Source organism: Flavobacterium panacis, from assembly GCF_024649945.1.
Classification (GTDB): Bacteria; Bacteroidota; Bacteroidia; order Flavobacteriales; family Flavobacteriaceae; genus Flavobacterium; species Flavobacterium panacis.
The window spans coordinates 349150-368795 of the sequence record NZ_JANKMS010000002.1 but is presented as its reverse complement, the minus strand read 5'-3'; the positions used below and the strand labels follow the sequence as shown (position 1 = coordinate 368795).

18 protein-coding genes are annotated in these 19646 nt (G+C 32.4%); 1 reads left to right on the top strand and 17 read right to left on the bottom strand.

Going from position 1 to position 19646, the window contains the following annotated elements:
* Positions 1 to 4: 4 nt before the first annotated feature.
* The 17 genes from NQQ59_RS06590 to NQQ59_RS06510 form a co-directional block, all read right to left on the bottom strand.
* Positions 5 to 508, bottom strand: a complete 504-nt coding sequence (locus NQQ59_RS06590) for a hypothetical protein (protein WP_144214861.1) — start codon at positions 506 to 508, stop codon at positions 5 to 7.
* An 89-nt stretch (positions 509 to 597) separates the two neighbouring features.
* A complete protein-coding gene (locus tag NQQ59_RS06585) occupies positions 598 to 1737 on the bottom strand; it encodes an FAD-dependent oxidoreductase (protein ID WP_144214860.1) in 1140 nt (379 codons plus the stop codon).
* Positions 1738 to 1819: 82 nt separating this feature from the next.
* Positions 1820 to 2410 (bottom strand): TetR/AcrR family transcriptional regulator, encoded by a 591-nt coding sequence (locus tag NQQ59_RS06580; RefSeq protein WP_144214859.1) that lies wholly within the window; start codon positions 2408 to 2410, stop codon positions 1820 to 1822.
* 258 nt (positions 2411 to 2668) lie between these two features.
* The gene (locus NQQ59_RS06575; protein WP_144214858.1) at positions 2669 to 3553 is read right to left on the bottom strand and encodes a L,D-transpeptidase; all 885 of its coding nucleotides are present in this window, start codon (positions 3551 to 3553) and stop codon (positions 2669 to 2671) included.
* A gap of 89 nt (positions 3554 to 3642) precedes the next feature.
* Entirely contained in the window at positions 3643 to 5133 is a 1491-nt protein-coding gene (locus NQQ59_RS06570; protein ID WP_144214857.1) for a S41 family peptidase, read from the bottom strand.
* Between the two features lie 38 nt (positions 5134 to 5171).
* Positions 5172 to 5753: a GDP-mannose pyrophosphatase NudK gene (nudK, locus tag NQQ59_RS06565; protein WP_144214856.1), complete on the bottom strand. Its 582-nt coding sequence runs from the start codon at positions 5751 to 5753 to the stop codon at positions 5172 to 5174.
* A gap of 55 nt (positions 5754 to 5808) precedes the next feature.
* The gene (locus NQQ59_RS06560) at positions 5809 to 7080 is read right to left on the bottom strand and encodes an adenylosuccinate synthase (protein ID WP_144214855.1); all 1272 of its coding nucleotides are present in this window, start codon (positions 7078 to 7080) and stop codon (positions 5809 to 5811) included.
* 94 nt (positions 7081 to 7174) lie between these two features.
* A complete protein-coding gene (locus NQQ59_RS06555; protein WP_008462215.1) occupies positions 7175 to 7639 on the bottom strand; it encodes a Fur family transcriptional regulator in 465 nt (154 codons plus the stop codon).
* An 88-nt stretch (positions 7640 to 7727) separates the two neighbouring features.
* Positions 7728 to 9947: a RelA/SpoT family protein gene (locus tag NQQ59_RS06550; protein WP_144214854.1), complete on the bottom strand. Its 2220-nt coding sequence runs from the start codon at positions 9945 to 9947 to the stop codon at positions 7728 to 7730.
* 278 nt (positions 9948 to 10225) lie between these two features.
* A complete protein-coding gene (locus tag NQQ59_RS06545; RefSeq protein WP_144214853.1) occupies positions 10226 to 11014 on the bottom strand; it encodes a TrmH family RNA methyltransferase in 789 nt (262 codons plus the stop codon).
* 188 nt (positions 11015 to 11202) lie between these two features.
* Positions 11203 to 12135, bottom strand: a complete 933-nt coding sequence (locus tag NQQ59_RS06540; RefSeq protein WP_144214852.1) for a DUF2167 domain-containing protein — start codon at positions 12133 to 12135, stop codon at positions 11203 to 11205.
* Between the two features lie 43 nt (positions 12136 to 12178).
* Positions 12179 to 13258 (bottom strand): phosphoglyceromutase, encoded by a 1080-nt coding sequence (locus NQQ59_RS06535; RefSeq protein ID WP_144214851.1) that lies wholly within the window; start codon positions 13256 to 13258, stop codon positions 12179 to 12181.
* 104 nt (positions 13259 to 13362) lie between these two features.
* Complete coding sequence (locus NQQ59_RS06530) at positions 13363 to 14694, bottom strand: DUF58 domain-containing protein (RefSeq protein ID WP_144214850.1); 1332 nt, start codon at positions 14692 to 14694, stop codon at positions 13363 to 13365.
* Between the two features lie 95 nt (positions 14695 to 14789).
* Positions 14790 to 15803 carry an AAA family ATPase gene (locus NQQ59_RS06525; protein ID WP_144214849.1) on the bottom strand — a complete coding sequence of 338 codons (1014 nt, stop codon included), beginning with the start codon at positions 15801 to 15803 and terminating at the stop codon, positions 14790 to 14792.
* A gap of 99 nt (positions 15804 to 15902) precedes the next feature.
* Positions 15903 to 17108, bottom strand: a complete 1206-nt coding sequence (locus NQQ59_RS06520; RefSeq protein WP_144214848.1) for a DUF4350 domain-containing protein — start codon at positions 17106 to 17108, stop codon at positions 15903 to 15905.
* Positions 17101 to 17883: a DUF4129 domain-containing protein gene (locus tag NQQ59_RS06515; protein WP_144214847.1), complete on the bottom strand. Its 783-nt coding sequence runs from the start codon at positions 17881 to 17883 to the stop codon at positions 17101 to 17103. The genes NQQ59_RS06520 and NQQ59_RS06515 overlap by 8 nt, the downstream gene beginning before the upstream one ends.
* Positions 17884 to 17891: 8 nt before the next feature.
* Positions 17892 to 18872, bottom strand: coding sequence for a stage II sporulation protein M (locus tag NQQ59_RS06510; RefSeq protein ID WP_144214846.1), 981 nt, complete (start codon positions 18870 to 18872; stop codon positions 17892 to 17894).
* Between the two features lie 20 nt (positions 18873 to 18892).
* On the opposite strand from NQQ59_RS06510, the gene NQQ59_RS06505 reads away from it, so the two are divergent.
* Positions 18893 to 19636 (top strand): RDD family protein, encoded by a 744-nt coding sequence (locus NQQ59_RS06505; RefSeq protein WP_144214845.1) that lies wholly within the window; start codon positions 18893 to 18895, stop codon positions 19634 to 19636.
* Positions 19637 to 19646 lie beyond the last annotated feature (10 nt).

Genomic DNA, 19646 nt, shown 5'->3' with positions numbered 1-19646 from the left:
TTTGTTATTCAATTAATGAAAATCCGTTGTTCAATTCATTAATAATATCGAGGTTTTGTTCAATTGATTCAGCTTGTCCGCCATATTGTATTTGAACAGTTCCGCCTTTACCATTGTAGAAAAAGCCTTGGTATTTATACAGAAAAGAATTATAGTCTAGTTCGCATTCGAAATAATTGACTTCAAGATTGTTTATCTTTTTCTTGTAGAATTTTACTTTTTTGATTTTATCAAAATCTTTAAATTGATTTTCAAGAGTACTTTTGAGTTTCGAATCGGAAATGAAATAATCATATTCTATGAAATAAGCAGTTAACAAATTGTATTTGTCATTAAATTCTGCATCCCAATTTTTTGATTCTGGACTCTTAATCCAATTATTAGGATTGTATTTTAACTGATAAAGTTCTTTACGACTAGTGTAAGTTTCTGTTTTTGGGTCATTTTTAGTTTGCCCTAGCATTACAAAACTAGATATTAAAAACAAGAAGATTAATTTCTTTGACATTTGTTTAAATTGAGTGATACATAATAAACGAAAATAAGAAATTTAGCTCAATTATTTATTCCTTTACTGTTTAATAAACTTTTAATTGATTAAAAACGACTATTCAAAATGTCTTGAGCAATAATATCAGAATGCAATAAATCTTCCATTTTTTTCGTCATTCTTTGTGCTTCCAAAGCATAACCAAACATCTTTTTCTCATAGTCTTTAATGGCTTCATCAATTGTGTTGAATTTTCCATTGGTTAGATTCTCAGTCAAATGAAAAGCATCAAATAATCCCATATTTACACCTTCGCCGGCAAATGGAGGCATTAAATGAGCTGCATCACCAACAAGAGTAATGTTTGAATGTTCTTTCCATGATTCTTCTAAAGAAAACAATCGCAACGGCAATCCTGAAAATTCAGTTGAAGCAGCAAAGAATTTTTTATAATCATCGCCCCAGTTTTTAAAAGTTTCATTCAAAAAAGAAATAACAGACTGGTTGTCTTCAAAATCAATTCCGTGATTAGAAATCCAGTTTTCATCCGCTTTAAAAGAAACTCCAAAATGAACAGAACCATCGCGCATGGTATGAGTATAAAACATTTTGTGTTCGCCCATTGCCATCACATTTCCGTTTCCGTACTTCGGTTTAAATTCGGGGTAATCTTTGTCGGGATTTACAATTTCTCCTTGAATAATGTAAGTTCCAGAAAGTTTCGGTTCCTGATCGCTCACAAATTTTCGTGCATTTGATCTTCCGCCGTTTGCTACAATGACAAAATCGGCTAAGGTTTTTGAACCATTTTTAAATTCTAAAAGATATTGATTTTCAATTTTTTCAATATTGATTAATTGACTATCCCAAACAACTGTGTTTTCTTTGAGGTTGTCCAGCATAATTTTTCTCAAATCATTTCGGTCAATTTCTGGGCGCGAAAATGCATTAGATTCATCTGGCATTTCATCAGAAGTAATGTTTCCGTCTAGATCTGCCATTTTTTCTCCAGTTGGTCTTGCGTATTCGAGAAATATATCCATTAATCCCGCTTTCTGAATTGCATATTGACCAGAATCGGAATGAATATCTAAAGTTCCGCCAGATGTTCTCGCCTGAGCATTTATGTCTCTTTCATAAACCGTAACATCTGCGCCATTAATTTGTAAAATTCGAGCTGTAGTTAACCCAACAGGTCCACCACCAATAATGGCTGTTTTTTTATTTTCTATAATTGAAGTTTTCATTGTAATGAAATTATATTGTATTGTATTGAATATTGATATTGCTATTGATTTTTGATTTTGCTATTGCTATTGATTTTTTTATTTAAGGAGTCAAAGCTTTTAAAACCAAATCGAAAGCTTCGTTTTTCAATTTATCACTAAGCGAAAAAGGTTTTCCAGACATTGATTTTCCTTCTCTATGAAATTCTAAAAGAGAATAAAGAGAGCCATAAGCGATACTCCAAAATATTTCATATGGAACAGCAATAAGTTCTTTTCTGTCAATTGCGGCGAGCATAAATTCGGTCATAATCTGTTTGTAATCTACTGTAATTTCTTTTACAATGGCATCGCCGTAAGTAGAATGTTTTAGAAGTTCAAAGCAAGAAGTTTGTAACGGAAAATTTAAGTTGAAATCAATACGGTTTTCCCATTGATTTCGTAATCCATCTTTGAAAGACATATCAGCAGAAAATCCATCAAACATCTTTTCAAAAAAGTTTTTTCCAATTTCGATTCCGATTTTTTTAATCAAATCTTCTTTGTCCGAATAATAGATGTAGAGTGTAGCAACAGAAATACCACATTCTTTAGCCAAACGGTTCATTCCAAATCCTTCTACACCTTGCGAAACGATCATTTCGATTGCTTTTTGCTTTACAATTTCTTCCTTATTTAAATCTCTCGTTCTCATTATTTTAACTTATTAGAATACAAAGATATAAATAATAAATGAACGATCGCTTATTTATTGGTTAAAAAGCAACAAAGCAACAAAGTGACAAAGTAACAAAGTAACAAAGGTTTGATGTGAATAGCCTCCAGCTTTCGCTGGAGGTTTTGAAGTAAATAGAAAGAGCTTTAGCCGAATGGTTTTTAAATCATGATAAAAAAAATGAGCTGAAACAATATTTAATTATTTCAGCTCATTTTATATTATATATATTTTATACTATATAGTCTTTGTTGGTTCGGCTTCTCTGAGATTTTGATTTTCTAGAATCTCTTTTAAGAAAGGTTTTGTTGCGGTTTCAATATCGCCTTCGGATATATTTAGTGCCTTTGGATCAGAAGCCAATTTGAGCCAAGGTTTTGGTCCGTCAAAATCATAGCTTCCAAAGACAACTACGGGAGTTCCTTTGACTTTTACATTTTCCTTGTCTTTCAAAATCCATTCATCAGCGAATTTATAAAGATATTTGGCATCTTTTTCTAATAATCTCAAGCAAGAATGTGAAGCAGGATATCCTGGTAAATCATATTCGTGAAAACCGACACCTAGTTTGTTTTCGATATTAAAGTTCCATTTTAAGTCCCACTCATCATTAAAAGTGCTGGTTGTTTTTTCTGCTTTCCAATTGGTAAAAAACAATCCGGTTGGAGTAGGATCTTTTTTTCTTCCCATATTTGTTGGGCCGGTACGAACTAATTCGCCATTTTCGTAAGCTGCAAAAGTTTGTGTTGGATAGGAGAAAAGAATAATTTTTGAAACTTCTTCTAAAGCTGAAACATGCAGTGGAAATGGAAGATAGTAAACCAAATCTCCACTAAAATCTGCTGGAATTACAACTGAGTCTAGTTTTTTGAAATTAGCTTTGTCTGTTCTGTTTAAGGCGTATACAATATTCATTTTACTACTGTCAGCCTCATTTAGTTTCAACCATTCTTTCGTATTAGAAATTTGGTAAGAAACTGTTTTTGGCTTCTTGTATTCAATTACTTCTTTTTTTTCGGTTTTATTTTCTGTCAATGTTATCGTATCGGTCTTTTTACAAGAACCTAATAAAACCAACATCAAAATCAGTAATGCATTTGCTGTGTAATATAACTTTTTCATAGGTCGTATTTTTATGAAAATAAAGTTATGATTATGATAGCTGAAAAGGGTTACATAATTTTTGGAATTGGTTTCGGGATTTTCATTTGCTATTTTCCAATAAGTTTCAAAGTATATTCAAACTGAGTATCGCTATTTTCCATAAAATCTTCAAAGGTCTGTGAGATTTCATGATCTGGAATTACACCTCTTCCAAAAATTTGATTCGCTTTTTTAGGAACATCCTGTTCTAGATTTACGATAGAAAATTGCGTTGTAATTTTTGTGTTTGGTAATTGATATTCGATAGGAGTATGGCCGTTGTGACCGTAATATCCGCCCATCGTTTCTTCGCCAATTACAATGGCATTGGTATTTCCTCTCACAAGTGAAGCAAATAATGATCCAGCAGAAGCAATTCTCGGACTGATAAGCATATAAATTTGTCCTTTAAAGCTATTTTTAGCAGGTTGTAATATTGTATTAAACTTTTTGTCCTGAGGATATTTTTTATTAATTAGTTTTGGAAATTCTTCTATTACTTCATCTTCAAAATCCTTTAGCTCTTCCAGCTGTTTTTTAGCATCGGTTTCTTCGTAAACTAAATAGTTGGAAAATGGTATTTTCTGAAAATTTACATAAGCAGAAGCGTTTTCGCGATAAGCTTTTTGTGTTAAATAGGAAAAAGTTACGATGTCGTTCGGGTCGGTTCCGCCGCCATTGTTTCTAACATCGACAATTAAGTTCTGAATTTCTGAATGTTTAGAAAGATATTGAAAACAGCTGTCCAAATATCTTTTATAGGCAATATGTTGTTTGTCTTTAGCATTTCGTCCAATCACAAAAGTATGAACAGAAAGAAGTGCTGTATTTTTAGAAATTATTTTAAATGAATATTTGTCTTTTGGATGCTTATATTGCAAACTGTCAATTGGCAAGGAAAATCGGTTTTTAAAGTTCTCTTTTCGAGTCTCATTGGAAACAGAAGCAATCGTTTTTGTCAGTTTCTCAGTTTGATTTGGAAGTGAATATTCGACTAAAAAGCTTTTTTGAGGTCCATATTCCATTTGGAAATATTTAGAGAAAGAGCTTCCAATTCCGATCGATTTTCCTGTAATGTTGTAACCGTCAGTTGTGTAGTATTTGTAGAGAGCAGAAAGCATTTTTTTGGTCTCAATACCATTAATGTTATGAATTTCTGAACCAAGCGGAATTTCAGGATTCTCAAAATTAAGAATCAATCGATTTTGGATAAGTTTTATGGGATAAGGAAAGAAAACATTTCCTGATGAATATTTCTTTTCAAAATCATCAGGAAGTGTGGTGTCATTGTGCAGACTTCCTTCAAAATCGGTAATCTGCAGAATTATTTTGTAGAACTCAATAAGCTGTTTAGGTTCATTTATTTGCGAAAATGCCCAAGAATAAATACTGTCAATTTGCTGTTTTGTCCTGTATTTGTAAAGTCCTGAATTGGCTTTTTCTCTTATTTTCTTAAAAATGGTTAAGTCTTGTTTGAGTTTTTCAGCTGGCCATTTTTCGTTTTGTGAAAAAACAAATAATGGAAAAAGAAAAAGTAGTACTGTTTTTAATCTGAGCATTTTAGATTATTTGGTCAATCTAAAATACTCAAAAAACTTTAAATCAATCCTTTTATTTTAGCGTGTTGCAAAAGCATAATAGTTTTAGCATCCGAAATCTGTCCAGATTCAATCATTGAATAAGCCTGATCAAATGTAAACTCTAAAACTTCAATGTTTTCTTGTTCAGCGTCCAATCCGCCACCTTCGCTTACTTTCATGCTTTCGTCGTATTCGCCCAAAAAAAGATATAAAATTTCCGTTACAGCACCAGGAGACATATAAGTTTCAAAAACTTTCTGAACTTTAGAAATACGATAACCAGTTTCTTCTTCTGTTTCGCGGATAATTGCAGTTTCGGGATTGTCTTTGTCTAAAAGACCTGCACAAACTTCAATCATCATTCCGTCTTTATTTCCGTTTAGAAAAGTGGGTAAACGAAACTGACGTGTTAGAATAACTGTTTTTTTAGTCGAATTGTATAATAAAATTCCGGCACCATTACCACGATCGTATACTTCGCGGGTATGAACTTCAATTTCGCCGTTTTCTTTCTTGTAATCAAAAGTTACTCGATTTAAAATATACCAATTGTCTGATAATAATTTAGTTTCTTTAATTTGAACTTCTGGATTTTTCATAAATGAAATGATTTGTATAAAAAAACGCTCTGATTATCAGAGCGTTTTAAATGTATTATTTTGTTATTGTTTGTTTTCTGTCTGGTCCAACCGATACAATTTTGATTGGTACTTCGATTTCTTTTTCAATAAACTCAATATATTCTTTTAGCTCAATTGGTAATTGATCATAAGTTGTTAAACCTGTTAAGTCAGCTTTCCATCCTTTAAATTCTTTATAAACTGGAGTAACGTTTTCTGGTTCAATGTTGTATGGGAAGTGAGAAATATTTTGTCCTTTGTAGTTGTATTCAGTACAAACTTTTAAAGTTTCAAAACCAGAAAGTACATCACCTTTCATCATCATTAACTGAGTAACTCCATTAACTTGAACAGCATATTTTAAAGCTACTAAATCTAACCATCCGCAACGTCTTTGTCTTCCTGTTACAGAACCAAATTCGTTACCCACTTTTGCCATTGTAGCACCAACTTCGTCAAAAAGTTCAGTTGGGAAAGGTCCGCTACCAACACGAGTAACATAAGCTTTGAAAATTCCGTAAACTTCTTTGATTTTGTTTGGAGCAATTCCTAAACCTGTACAAGCTCCAGCTGCAGTAGTGTTTGATGAAGTTACGAAAGGATAAGTTCCGAAATCAACATCTAATAAAGATCCTTGAGCACCTTCGCAAAGAATAGATTTTCCAGCTTTTTGAGCTTGGTGCATGTATTCTTCACTGTCAATGAAATCTAATTTTTTAAGTTCTTCGATAGCTTCAAAGAATTCTTTTTCTAATTCAGCTAAATTATATTGAATAGCAACATCATAAAAAGCAATCATTGCTTCATGTTTGTCTGCTAAAGCTCTGTAACGCTCTTTGAAATCTTCTAATTCGATATCTCCAACACGTAAACCATTTCTACCTGTTTTGTCCATGTAAGTTGGTCCAATTCCTTTTAGAGTAGAACCAATTTTTGCTTTTCCTTTAGAAGCTTCAGAAGCAGCATCAAGCAAACGGTGTGTTGGTAAAATTAAGTGTGCTTTTCTAGAGATAATTAATTTGCTTTTGATATCAAGGTTGAATTTCTCTAAACCTTCGATTTCTTTTTGGAAAACTACAGGATCAATTACAACACCGTTTCCGATAATATTTACTGAATTTTTGTGAAAAATTCCAGAAGGGATTGTTCTAAGTACGTGTTTAATTCCGTCAAATTCTAATGTATGTCCTGCGTTTGGTCCTCCTTGGAAACGTGCAATAATATCATAGTTTGAGGTAAGTACGTCAACAATTTTTCCTTTACCTTCATCTCCCCATTGTAATCCTAGTAATAAATCTACGGTCATTCTGTTTTAATTTGCGTTGGGACACTCTAAGTTGTCCTACTGATTATGTAGTTAATTTTTCTTTTTTTGTTTTTCCTAAAAGTCTGATTAAAGACTATGAGTTTGAATTTTGCTTTTTGTTTCCGTAGAAATAAAGCGAATGATTTGTAATTTCGATATCAAAAATTTCTTCGATAGTTTTTTTGATGGTTTGAATTCTTGGATCACAAAATTCGATTACCTCACCAGAATCTGTCATAATGATGTGGTCGTGCTGCTTATCAAAATATGATTTTTCATAATAAGCCTGATTTTGTCCAAATTGATGTTTTCTAACCAAAGCGCAGTCTAACAATAACTCGATCGTGTTGTATAAAGTAGCTCTACTCACACGATAGTTTTTGTTTTTCATTTTGATATAAAGATTTTCTATATCAAAATGCTCCTCGCTATCGTAAATTTCCTGAAGTATAGCATAACGCTCAGGAGTTTTGCGATGCCCTTTTTGCTCAAGATATAGTGTAAAAACATTTTTTACAATTTCTTGATTCTTAGTGTTGTCAGTTGAAATAAGTGTCATATCCGGCAAAGATAATTTTTTATTTTTAATGAATAAAAGTTTCGGGTTTAAAGTTTCGTTACAAAATTCTTATAGTTTCCCTAAAAAGTTAGGTTCTATACTCTCTTGTAACCTTATCAACGCCATCAATTTTCTTAATTGCATTGATCATTTTCTTCAAAATGGTGTTATTTTTTACAATTACAGCAATCTGACCATGGAAAATTCCGGCATCTGTGCTCAAAGAAATACTTTGAATGTTTACGCTCATATTGTTCGAAATTACTCTTGTCAATTGGTTGGTAAGTCCTAAAACATCCATTCCGGTGATATTGATGATGGCTTTGAATTCTTCTTGAGAAGAGTCAATCCATTTGGCACTCATAATTCGGTAAGCATAATTAGATTGCATTCCGATGGCATTCGGACAATCTTTTTTATGCACTTTAATTCCTTCGTTAATGGTCACAAATCCAAAAACATCGTCTCCAGGAATTGGGTTACAGCATTGCGAAAGTTTATAATCCAGCTTGTCGTGCTCCGTTCCAAAAACCAGCATGTCATAATTACTGCTGATAACTGGTTTATGAATATCCTCGTCTGCTGTATCTTTATTTCTTTTGATTTTATTTTTAAAGAAATTGATAAACGAATTTCCTTTTTGTGCCGCGTAATCTTTCAGCTGTTGATTTTCGATCGCGCCAATTCCAACTCTATAAAATAAATCTAAGCTTGTTTTTAATTTAAAGAAGTTTACTAACTCGTTTGTAACCTGTTCATTAAAAGTGATTTTTAAATGTTTTAGTTTTCGAACCAATAATTCTTTTCCTTCTTCTGCAATTTTTTTAGTGTTCTCGTTAAGAACGTTTTTAATTTTATTTTTGGCTCTAGAAGTAGTTACATATTCCAGCCAGTTTACCGTTGGTTTTTGATTGGCAGAAGTAATGACTTCAACTTGATCACCACTTTTAAGCTCATGATTTAATGGAACTAAACGTCCGTTTACACGAGTTCCTCTTGTTTTAATTCCGATTTCAGAGTGAATACTAAAGGCAAAGTCTAGAGAAGTCGCACCTTTAGGCAATGATTTGATTTCTCCTTTTGGAGTAAAGACAAAGATTTCTTTTGAATATAAATTCATTTTAAAATCTTCGACAAAATCAACCGCATTGGTTTCTTGATTTTCTAAAGCTTCGCGAAGCAAATTTAGCCATGTATCTAAACCGCTTTCTTCGGTTGCTCCGTTTTTGTATTTGTAATGTGCAGCATAACCTTTTTCGGCAATTTCGTCCATACGCTCGCTTCGAACCTGAACTTCTACCCAGCGTCCTTTAGGTCCCATTACTGTGATGTGTAATGCTTCATAACCTGTAGATTTTGGAGATGAAATCCAATCACGCAAACGGCTAGGGCTTGGTCTGTAATGATCAGTTACGATAGAATAGATTTTCCAAGCAATGAATTTTTCTTCGTGAGTATCTGCTTTATATACAATTCGAAGAGCGAATTTATCATAAACTTCATCAAAAGTTACGTTTTGTGCACGCATTTTTCGACGAATTGAATAAATAGATTTTGGGCGTCCTTTGATTATATAATCTACACCTTCGTTATCTAAAGATTTTTTCAGAACATCTGAAATGTCTTTGATGTAAGCATCTTGCTGTTCTTTAGTTTCTCGAATTTTGCTTACAATATCATCATAAACAGCAGGTTCTGTATATTTTAATCCTAAATCTTCTAGTTTAGTTTTAATGTTGTAAAGTCCTAAACGATGGGCTAGAGGCGCATAAATGTATAGTGTTTCAGACGCAATTTTGGTCTGTTTGTATTCTGCCATAGAATCCATCGTCTGCATGTTATGAAGACGATCGGCCAGTTTGATCAAAATTACACGCACATCATCATTCAATGTCAGAATCATTTTTCTGAAATTCTCAGCCTGCATAGAAGCATTTAAGTCTTTTTGAACTAATGAAATTTTAGTCAAACCTTCAACCAATTGCGCAACTTTCGGATTAAAGAGACGCTCAATATCTTCAACTGTCATGGGAGTGTCTTCTACAACATCGTGTAGTAAAGCCGCAGCGATAGAGGTCGCTCCCAGACCAATTTCTGAGGCAACAATTTTTGCAACTGCAATAGGGTGAAAGATATATGCTTCGCCTGACTTACGTCTCTGCTCTTTGTGCGCATCAACTGCAACATCAAAAGCTTTTCGAATTAATTTTTTATCAGTTGGGCTTAAAGTTTGGTAACTTATTCGAAGTAATTCCTTGTATTCCTGTGCAATAGCTTTGTTTTCTTTTTCAATATCTATTTCTGTCATAACGGCATAGTTCAAGTACTAAAAATAAGAATTAGTTTGAATATACGCAAGGAAGAAAAATGTAGATTTTTGATTGCAGATTTTAGGTTTTTTTGTGTAAGAATGGGACTTCGACTTCAATCAGTCCAAGATGAAAAAGCAAATTTTAAATTGCTTCGCCTGTTCGCTATCGCTCGAGTCCAAATTCCAAAAAGAGCGAAGCGATTTTTGGAAAATCTAAAATCTAAAATCTAAAATCTAAAATCTAAAATCTAAAATCTAAAATCTAAAATCTAAAATCAGAACCCTCTTTGTCTTTTAGCTTCAAAAATTAAAATTGCGGCAGCTACAGAAACGTTCATACTATCGATTTCTCCTTGCATGGGAATGATAATGTTTTGAGTAGCTTCATCTCGCCATTGCTGAGTTAATCCTGTTGCCTCAGTTCCAACAACCAAAGCGGTTGGTGTTGTAAAATTCTGAGTATGATAAGAAGTGGAATTTTGCAAAGTGGCACTATAAAAACTGATCTTTTTTTCTTTTAAAAAAGCAATGATTTCAGAAGTTGTCCCAGTTGCAATTTGATTCGTAAAAAGACAGCCAACACTTGAACGAACAATGTTCGGATTGTACAAATCACTCTTAGGATTGGCAATTAAAACGGCATCTAGATTAGCGGCATCTGCTGTACGTAAAACGGCGCCAATATTTCCTGGTTTTTCCAGTGATTCTACCACCAGAATTAATGGGTTTTCGGATAATTGGAGATCAGATAATTGAAGTGATTTACTTTTTGCAACAGCTAAAATTCCTTCCGTTGTATCGCGATAAGCCAGTTTCTGATAAACTTCTTTGTTGATTTCAATAATTTGAAAAGGGTTTTGAATCAGTTTATTGATTTCAGTTTCAGAAACTAATTCAGGTAAAAATAAAACGGTTTCGATTTCATAACCACCTTTTATTGCTAATGAAATTTCGCGTAAGCCTTCAATCAAAAATGTTCCAGTTTGTTTTCTTGCTTTGGATTTTTCCTGAAGTAAAACCAAAGATTTTATAAACGGATTTTGAACAGAAGTGATTTGTTTCATTTTTTTGAGATACTAAGTTTCTAAGGCGCTAAGGTACTGAGTTTTTTTTGAAAGACACAAAGTGACAAAGCGACAAAGAATCAAAGTCTTTTTTATTCTGCCCCGAATTACACAAATTTCACCAATTTTTTCTCCTATAAAAACAAAAAATAATTCGTGGAAATTTGTGTAATTCGTGGCAAAAAATATTACTCTTCTGTAGTGTTGTTATTTTCTTCTAATTGAGCAGTTTCTTCAACAGGTTTTGTAACAACCTGATTTTTATCTCCGAAAAGGAATTTTTTAATTCCTGCAAAAGCAGCTATAATTCCGATTACGATAAACTTTCCGAATTTGGCTAGGATTGCAAAGAAACCAACTTTAGCTAAAACTTTTCCAGCAACTAAACCTCCAATTGTCCAAGCAGCAACAGTATCTGTATCAGCGTCAAAATCCAAATATTTGTGTCCGTCATTAAATTCTACACTTTTAATGATTCCCGGAATACTGGCTTTAACTTCTTCTAACTGATTTACACCTGCTACAGCAGAAATGTTGTACATTCCTTTTCTTCCTAAAACTCTTAAGTCATAGTTTAAGGTATGTTCTTTATCTTGGCCAAATTGCAATTCTTTTGCCCAGTGTAACACTTTTAAGTTGTTGTCATAATAAGGTTTAGATGCCCATCCAATCAATTGAACTTCAGAATAACCACCTTTTTTTCTTTCTTCATTTTCAGCTTTAACATCTTCTTTCATAGTTTTAAGAAGATCATCATAATCAATATCGTCTGCGTCATCATCTTTTACATAGCCATCACCTTGATAACTTATAACAAACATCCAGCTGTCGGCATGAGTTACACCTTTTCCGTCTGGAACAAGAGAACCTAAAATAGATTTATCTTCGGGATTTCCCCATAAATTGGTCAGAACGTTTTGGGTTTGTTCTCCATTTAAAAATTTGAACCCTTTTGGGACATTTAAAGTTCCTTCACCTTCAGGCAGTTTGATTTTTCCTGTTTCGTAAGTGAAAGATTTGTCGATTTTGTCATAAAAAGCCTTTAAAGTATCAGGCTGTTGGGCTGTAATTTTAGCAATCGAAAGAATCGATAGCAATAGAAATAATAAGTTTTTTTTCATTTGGGTTTAATTGGTTAAAAAATTATTTATGGTTTTGGTTGTATTAGAATAATTCTGAAATCTCTTTTTCGACAGGATGCGACGTTTTAAAATCGTAACCCATTATTTTGGCCAAAGTTTGAGCGAATTGTTTTTGATAAAATTGAGATTCGGTTTTAATCTCGCCTTTAGGTGTAATTTCAGGTCCCATTGCAGCGAACCAGATTTCAGATGCGCCAGGAACATCAGCTCCGTGGTCCGTCCATTGTGCTTTTACTTTATCTCCTCGTCCGTGATCTACTGTGATAAATAAAGTTGTTTTGTTTTTGTACTGTGGATCGTTTTGAATGAAATTCCAGATTTCCTGAATCCATTTATCGACTTGATTTGCAGCGTCAAGATAAGATCTGTAATCTCCGTGATGCGCCCATTCATCGGTTTCGCCGTAAGCAACATAAAGTACTTTAGGTTTTTTAGTTTTCAATTCATCCATTGCCTGATAATGTGTAAAAACATCTAGGCATTCATCTTGATGAAAAGGTTTAAAGGAATTGTCACGCATTTCATTTAATAATTTTTGGGCTGGAGTTGGTTTGTTTCCACCCACTTTATCAAAGGCTGAAATTACTGGAAAACCACTTCTTTCTTCATTCAGAATTCTGTCAAAAGCATCCCAGGCACCAAAAGCGACAACTTTTCCTTTTAGTTTAGACTGCTGATTTAAGAATTCCAAAACATTTACATTCGGATTTGGTTTGTAACCATTTGAGTTTACTTTTAAATCAACATTTCCAGTCATGATTTCGCTATAGCCAGGATAACTGAACCAGTAAGGATTCGCAACATCTACCTTATTTCCTAAATCTCTATTGCCATAAATTTGTCCTTTCGAAACAATTTCAGACCAGAAAAAAGGCATCAGTTTTTTACGTGCTTCTTTGATATCAGCATCAGCATATTTTTTATAAATATAGGCACTATCTCCCTGATTGAATTTTTTGTCATTGGCAATTGCAGGATCGATTCCTTTAAAAACTTCCTGCCATCTAAACCCATCTGTAGTAATAATGATGATGTTTTCTGTTTTTTGCGCTTGAGATTGAATACCAGCTAAAATGAACAGAAATAAGACTGCTTTTTTCATCTTTTATTAATTTGAAATTACATTAATGATTCAAAACTAATTAATTTAATGAATCAATTTTTACGGGATAACGTAACGTAACTATAAATTAATAAAGAGAAGATTTACAAAATACCTCTTGATTTAATTTCAAGATATTTATTTATGGCATCTAAAGTCAGGTTTTCTGGTTGTGTTAAAACCGAATGAATTCCGTATTTCTTCAATTCGTTTACGATTAATCGTTTTTCGAACATGAATTTTTCGGCAATAACTTTATCGTAAACTTCCTGGATTGTAGTTGTTTTTTTGTTGATTATGCTGTTTAATTCTGTATTGCTAAAGAAAACAACGACCAATAAATGGCTTTTCGCAATTCCTTTTAAGTAAGGCAATTGACGATTTAATCCGTCCATTGTTTCAAAATTCGTATAGAGAATAATTAAACTTCTTTGGTTGATGTTTTTCTTGATGTCAACGTACAGTCGGCTGTAATCACTTTCAAAAAAATCGGTTTTTACATTGTATAAAGTTTCGAGAATTTTCTGCATTTGAGAACCTCTTCTTTCAGCAAAAACTCTGTTTTCTACTTTTTTAGAAAAAGAAAAAAGCCCTGCTTTATCCTGTTTTTTCAAGATAACATTAGATAAAACCAAAGCAGAATTAATTGCATAATCCAATAAACTCAATCCGTCAAAAGGCATTTGCATGACACGTCCTTTGTCAATTGCCATATAAACCGATTGTGATTTTTCATCCTGAAACTGATTGACCATTAAAGAATTTCTTTTGGCAGTCGCTTTCCAATTCAATGTTCTTAAGTCATCGCCTTGAACATATTCTTTAATTTGTTCAAACTCCATTGTATGACCAATTCGGCGTATTTTCTTGATTCCGTATTGAAATAGATTGTTCGAGAAAGCGATTAAATCGTACTTTCTTAATTGAATATAAGAAGGATAAGTCGGAACCATTTGATCTTTATCAAATGAAAATCTTCTTGAAATTAATTTTAAAGGCGATGAGACATAAACGTTTAAAGCTCCAAAATGATATTCACCGCGTTCTGTTGGACGAAGCTCATAGCTAATTTCTTTCTGTGTGGAAGCTTTTATTGATTTTACAATTTTAAAATCACGAACCTGAAACTGAAACGGAATCTCGTCAATTATTTTAACTGAAACTGGAAAATTATAATGGTTTTTTAAATTAATTCTAATCGGATTTAAATCTCCATTTGATAGTTTTTCTGGAGTAATTCTTTCTGCTTCAAGTCCAGTTCTGGCAATATAAAGCATTAAGATGTCAAGTCCTAAAAAAGTGACTAAGCCCAACACAATAAGCCAGACAGCATTATAAATGTTCGGAAAAATAAAAGCACAAATAAATAATCCTATTATGCCTATAAGCACATAGAAAAAGAAATTATTTAGATATAAACTTTTTATGAATTTCATTTTTTATTGTTTCTGATTTTCAGGTTTAAAGTTTCTAGTTTTGTTGCAATTTATAGTTATTGAGCTGAGACTGAAAACTAAAATTGCGACTAAAACTATCTAGGAATTTCGACTGTTTCAATAATCTGTTTAATGATTTCTGAACTTGTAATGCCTTCCATTTCACGTTCTGGAGTTACAATAACTCTATGTTGTAAAACTGGAATTGCAGCTTCTTTAATATCCTCAGGAGTAACAAAATCACGTCCACGGATAGCAGCAAAACCTTTAGCCGCATTCAAAATAGCAATAGAAGCACGAGGAGAAGCACCTAAATATAAAAAGGCATTTTCACGTGTATTTACGACGATTCTAGCGATATATTCCAATAAATTTTGTTCTACTCTAATTTGTTTTACCAAAGCCTGATATTCTTTGATTTCTTCAGAAGAAAGAATGGTTTTTATAGCATCCAATTTTCCGTGATCTTGTAAAGAATGCTCTCTTTGAATAATTAAAATCTCTTCATTCAATTTCGGATAATCAATAGTGATTTTGAAAAGAAAACGATCTAATTGTGCTTCAGGTAAACGATAAGTTCCTTCCTGCTCAATCGGATTTTGAGTAGCAATTACCAAAAATGGAGTTTCTAACTGATATCCAGATCCATCAATTGTGATTTGACGTTCTTCCATCACTTCAAAAAGTGCCGCTTGCGTTTTGGCAGGAGCACGGTTGATCTCATCAATTAAAATCAAATTAGAGAAAATTGGTCCTTTTTTGAATTCAAATTCTGAATTTTTCAAATTGAATATTGAAGTTCCTAAAATATCAGAAGGCATCAAATCTGGCGTAAACTGAATTCTGCTGAAACCAATATTTAAAGTTTTAGCCAGCAATTTAGCGGTAATAGTTTTGGCAACTCCTGGAACACCTTCCAAAAGAACATGTCCGTTTGATAAAATAGCTACCAAAAGCTGATCTACCATTTTGTGTTGTCCAACAATTACAGTTTCGATCTCTTTTTTGATTGTATTTACATGTTCTAAAAGAGGTCCTAAATTGATTCTGGTTTCAAAATTCACATTTTCATTTGTGATTTCGTTTGATGATGTATTGATATCGTCCATAATTTGGTATGTTTTTATTTTTTGCCACAGATTTAAAGGATTAAAAAGGATTTTTAGATCATCTGTGCTAATCTTTATCCTGATAACTCTAAAACTATATTAATGTAAAATCTTTTCTATTGCTGTGTTTATTTTAATCAAATCTTCTTCAATGCTTCCGTGATAACTGTTTCGATGCTCATTGATTAAACGAACAAGTTCTTCAATATCTCTTTGGTCTTTTCCGGTTTTATAATGTAATTTTTTAATGAATTCTTCATCCAATTTTGTTGTATCAATCAGATAATCCGTTCTGATTTTTTCTAGGAAATAGATAATTTTTTTGTCAATAATATTGGTGTGATCTCCTTCCTGATAATATAAATTTCCGATTGTTTTAGTAAAATCTACAGTAAGATTCTGCAATGGTTTTATAATTGGAACTATACGTTGTTTGCGTTTTGCATTAAAGATCATAAAAATTAAAAGTCCAAGAAGTCCTAAAAGCCAAGCCGATTTTAATGCGGGCTGACTGAAAATATAACGCATTGGAGAATTTGAAATTCTTTTATCATTCAGGCTTTTATTGTGCCAAAAGATATCTCCTTTTGTGAAATACGAAAGCACATTTTCGGCATATTGATAATGATCCTTTTTTAATAGATTATAATTCGTAAAAGCTACAGGTTGCGTGTGTAAATATACATATCCGTTTTTGTACGGAACTTCAATAAAATTAATCTGTCTTTTATTTTTATTGCTGTTTTGATACCCTAAAACTTTTGTGTTTAATGTATCGATTCTGGAAAAGTAATCACTTAAACCAGTATTAAAAGTATATTTTTTTGAACTTACATTTTTATTTGCCATCCAGATCGAAACATTTTCTGAAGGCATAAAATCTGTTGCTAATTGTATTTTTAAGGAATCGAGCAAGACTTTTGGAAAAGCTCTCATGCTTAAAAAAGCTTTGTTTCCGTGCGAAACAAAATATAAAATTTCTTTCATAGACTGTTCGTCTATATTGTTTGCTTCAGAAATATTGATAAAAGTACCTTTAATTCTGTAATTCTCAACATTTTCATTTTCGTCATATTGAGCATCTAGATATTCGTATGGTGTTTGCGTCGAAATTTTCTCCACTTTTTGATTCTTGAAAAAGCCTTTTATTTCGTGATCAAAAATGTATAATCCAAACGGAATTTTATCATTTACAGAATAAGTAGGAGTCCAGTCAATAGTTTTGGGCTGTCCATTGTCTGTAAACATAATCAAACCGATTATTAATACCAGAATAGCAATGTATATTTTGACGTTTTTATCCATTGCCGAAGGTTTTTAAAGCATTCTTAAATCTGTTTTCTGTTTTTCTAAAAGTAACATCATCAATTTCAAATTCGCCGTACCAGATATAATTGTACAAATAAGAAAGATAAATGAATTCTTCTTTATGAGCAGGCTGATGTAATTCGTAGACATAATCTGAATTGGTTTTTTCGATATCCCATTCAATATAATTGTGTTGCGCCATTACTTTTAAGAGCCAGAGATAATAATAACGTACTGCGATTCTTCGTTCGCCCGCTTCAGTACTTTCTTTTATTAGTTTTTCGAAATCTAAAAGATGAATGTTTTTCTCAGCATCAGAATAGAAAATAGATTTTTTGTTGGCATTTTTTCCAAAAATCCATCTTCCTTCTTGTTTTGTAATAGCTCTTACAATGAAGTAAATCAATACAATAACAATCACAACTGCGATAACTCTAATCAAAATTCCTAAGAAATTCAGAGAGGTTTTAACGCTTTTAAAATTAAATAAATTGGCTAATTTGCTTGCCAGCCAATACTTAAAATGATCCCACCAGTTTTTTTCAGGAGCTTTGTATTCATAAACAAACTCAGGATCGGTGTATTTTTTCTTGAAATTTTTATCGAAATGTTTAGGGGTTACTTTTCTGGAATCAACCTGAATATCCTTTTCAGTATATTTAATCGAACTGATTTTTGGCGGATCAACCGGTACAGGTACAGCAAGAGAGTCCTGTGCCTGAGAAACAGAAAAGCAAAAAAGAAAAGATAAAATAAATAATAATCTTGTCATTACTCGTTTTAAAGGTTTTCGGCGGTTAAAGAATGTAATTTTTTGTGCACTATAAAAGGATAAATCAAGTAATAAAACGAAATAATAGCAAGCGTAATTAAAATGATGAAACTGCTTAACCAATTAGGCATATCAATAGAATATCGGGTAATAAAACCTTCCAGAAATCCTGCGCTTATAGTAAAAGGAAATGTGCTTAGGAAAATTTTGAAACTGTTTTTAAAACCAATTTTAAATGAATTTAATCTTGAAAAAGTTTTTGGAAATAGAATTGAAGCTCCTAAAATAAATCCGGCTGTAGTTTCTATAACAATAGCGAAAATTTCCATCGAACCGTGAATCCAGATTCCACGAACACTTTTCCAGAAAACGCCTTGTTCGTAAAAGAAATATTGAAAAGATCCCAGCATAATGCAGTTTTGAAGAAAGATAGTAAACGTACCAATTCCTGCAAAAATGCCATAGAAATAACATTTTGCACCAACAAAAAGATTGTTTACGGTTATTCCGATAAAACTTCCCCAATTGCTTCCAGAACCATAAACCGCCATTGGATTCCCTTTTTTGATGTTTTCTAAAGTCATGTTGACATATTCGTCACCTAAAATCAAACGAACAAAATCCTGATCGTAGCGTGCAGAAATTACTCCAATAGAAACAGTCACAAAAAACAAGGCAAAAGCATAAAGTAAATATCTTTTATACTCATAAACCAGCAACGGAACATCAATTTTAAAAAAGTCTATAAATTGATTTCGGTCTGTTCGTTTGGTTTTATAAATCTTTTGATAAATCTGGGAAGCCAGATGATTTAAGTACACAACCGTTTTACTTTTAGGGTAATACGTTTGGGCATAAGCTAAGTCATTCATCATTTGAATGTATAAATTAGCTAATTCATCAGGATTTTTTTTAGCTTTACCGAAAATTGCTAGCTCAAACTCGAGCCATTTTTCTTTATTTTGTTTTATAAAAGCGATTTCTCTCATTGTAGGCTAAAATATAAAATATGTCAGAATTATCTATTAATACGACACAAAATGTCAAAATAAATTTTATTGCCGCTACAGTAGGCGAGAGACTGGGCGCTTTTTTCATCGATTTTGCCATTATAATCTCCTATTGGTTTACGATTTCTTTAGTAGTTTTTGATTGGCTTCAAGTAGAACGATTAATGTTTAATCTTGACGGATGGTCAAAAGGTGCCATCTATTTAATTATATATTCGCCAATTATAGTGTATTCTTTAGTTTTAGAAAGTGTTTTTGAAGGACAATCACTCGGAAAGAAATTAGTCAAAATTAAAGTGGTTAAAATTGATGGTTATCAGGCAGGTTTTGGCGATTATTTAATCCGTTGGTTTTTTAGGGTAATTGATTTTTTCAGTCTTTTTGGCCTTCCTGGAATAATAACCATGATTACGAGTCAGAAATCACAACGTTTAGGTGATATGGCGGCAGGAACAGCTGTTATTACTTTAAAAAATAAAATTAATATCAGTCACACTATTTTGGAAGAAATCGGAGATGCTTATGTGCCAACTTATCCTTTGGTGATTAAACTTTCTGATAATGATATGCGAATCATTAAAGAAACGTACCAAAAAGCCGAAGCCAAAAACGATCACGAAATCATCTACAAACTAGTAGCGAAAATCGAAAGTGTAACAGGAATTAAAAATCAATCTGGAAATAATAGCGATTTTATCAGAGTGATTTTAAAAGATTATAATTTCTACACACAGCATATGTAATTTTTTCTTT

What these genes read in the sequence shown, in the direction of transcription:
- NQQ59_RS06550 (WP_144214854.1), bottom strand. Translation starts at nt 9,947, where the DNA reads ATGACAGAAATAGATATTGAAAAAGAAAACAAAGCTATTGCACAGGAA.
- NQQ59_RS06525 (WP_144214849.1), bottom strand. Translation starts at nt 15,803, where the DNA reads ATGGACGATATCAATACATCATCAAACGAAATCACAAATGAAAATGTG.
- NQQ59_RS06580 (WP_144214859.1), bottom strand. Translation starts at nt 2,410, where the DNA reads ATGAGAACGAGAGATTTAAATAAGGAAGAAATTGTAAAGCAAAAAGCA.
- NQQ59_RS06505 (WP_144214845.1), top strand. Translation starts at nt 18,893, where the DNA reads ATGTCAGAATTATCTATTAATACGACACAAAATGTCAAAATAAATTTT.
- NQQ59_RS06555 (WP_008462215.1), bottom strand. Translation starts at nt 7,639, where the DNA reads ATGACACTTATTTCAACTGACAACACTAAGAATCAAGAAATTGTAAAA.
- NQQ59_RS06585 (WP_144214860.1), bottom strand. Translation starts at nt 1,737, where the DNA reads ATGAAAACTTCAATTATAGAAAATAAAAAAACAGCCATTATTGGTGGT.
- NQQ59_RS06560 (WP_144214855.1), bottom strand. Translation starts at nt 7,080, where the DNA reads ATGACCGTAGATTTATTACTAGGATTACAATGGGGAGATGAAGGTAAA.
- NQQ59_RS06535 (WP_144214851.1), bottom strand. Translation starts at nt 13,258, where the DNA reads ATGAAAAAAGCAGTCTTATTTCTGTTCATTTTAGCTGGTATTCAATCT.
- NQQ59_RS06510 (WP_144214846.1), bottom strand. Translation starts at nt 18,872, where the DNA reads ATGAGAGAAATCGCTTTTATAAAACAAAATAAAGAAAAATGGCTCGAG.
- NQQ59_RS06545 (WP_144214853.1), bottom strand. Translation starts at nt 11,014, where the DNA reads ATGAAACAAATCACTTCTGTTCAAAATCCGTTTATAAAATCTTTGGTT.
- nudK (WP_144214856.1), bottom strand. Translation starts at nt 5,753, where the DNA reads ATGAAAAATCCAGAAGTTCAAATTAAAGAAACTAAATTATTATCAGAC.
- NQQ59_RS06590 (WP_144214861.1), bottom strand. Translation starts at nt 508, where the DNA reads ATGTCAAAGAAATTAATCTTCTTGTTTTTAATATCTAGTTTTGTAATG.
- NQQ59_RS06515 (WP_144214847.1), bottom strand. Translation starts at nt 17,883, where the DNA reads ATGACAAGATTATTATTTATTTTATCTTTTCTTTTTTGCTTTTCTGTT.
- NQQ59_RS06575 (WP_144214858.1), bottom strand. Translation starts at nt 3,553, where the DNA reads ATGAAAAAGTTATATTACACAGCAAATGCATTACTGATTTTGATGTTG.
- NQQ59_RS06520 (WP_144214848.1), bottom strand. Translation starts at nt 17,108, where the DNA reads ATGGATAAAAACGTCAAAATATACATTGCTATTCTGGTATTAATAATC.
- NQQ59_RS06540 (WP_144214852.1), bottom strand. Translation starts at nt 12,135, where the DNA reads ATGAAAAAAAACTTATTATTTCTATTGCTATCGATTCTTTCGATTGCT.
- NQQ59_RS06570 (WP_144214857.1), bottom strand. Translation starts at nt 5,133, where the DNA reads ATGCTCAGATTAAAAACAGTACTACTTTTTCTTTTTCCATTATTTGTT.
- NQQ59_RS06530 (WP_144214850.1), bottom strand. Translation starts at nt 14,694, where the DNA reads ATGAAATTCATAAAAAGTTTATATCTAAATAATTTCTTTTTCTATGTG.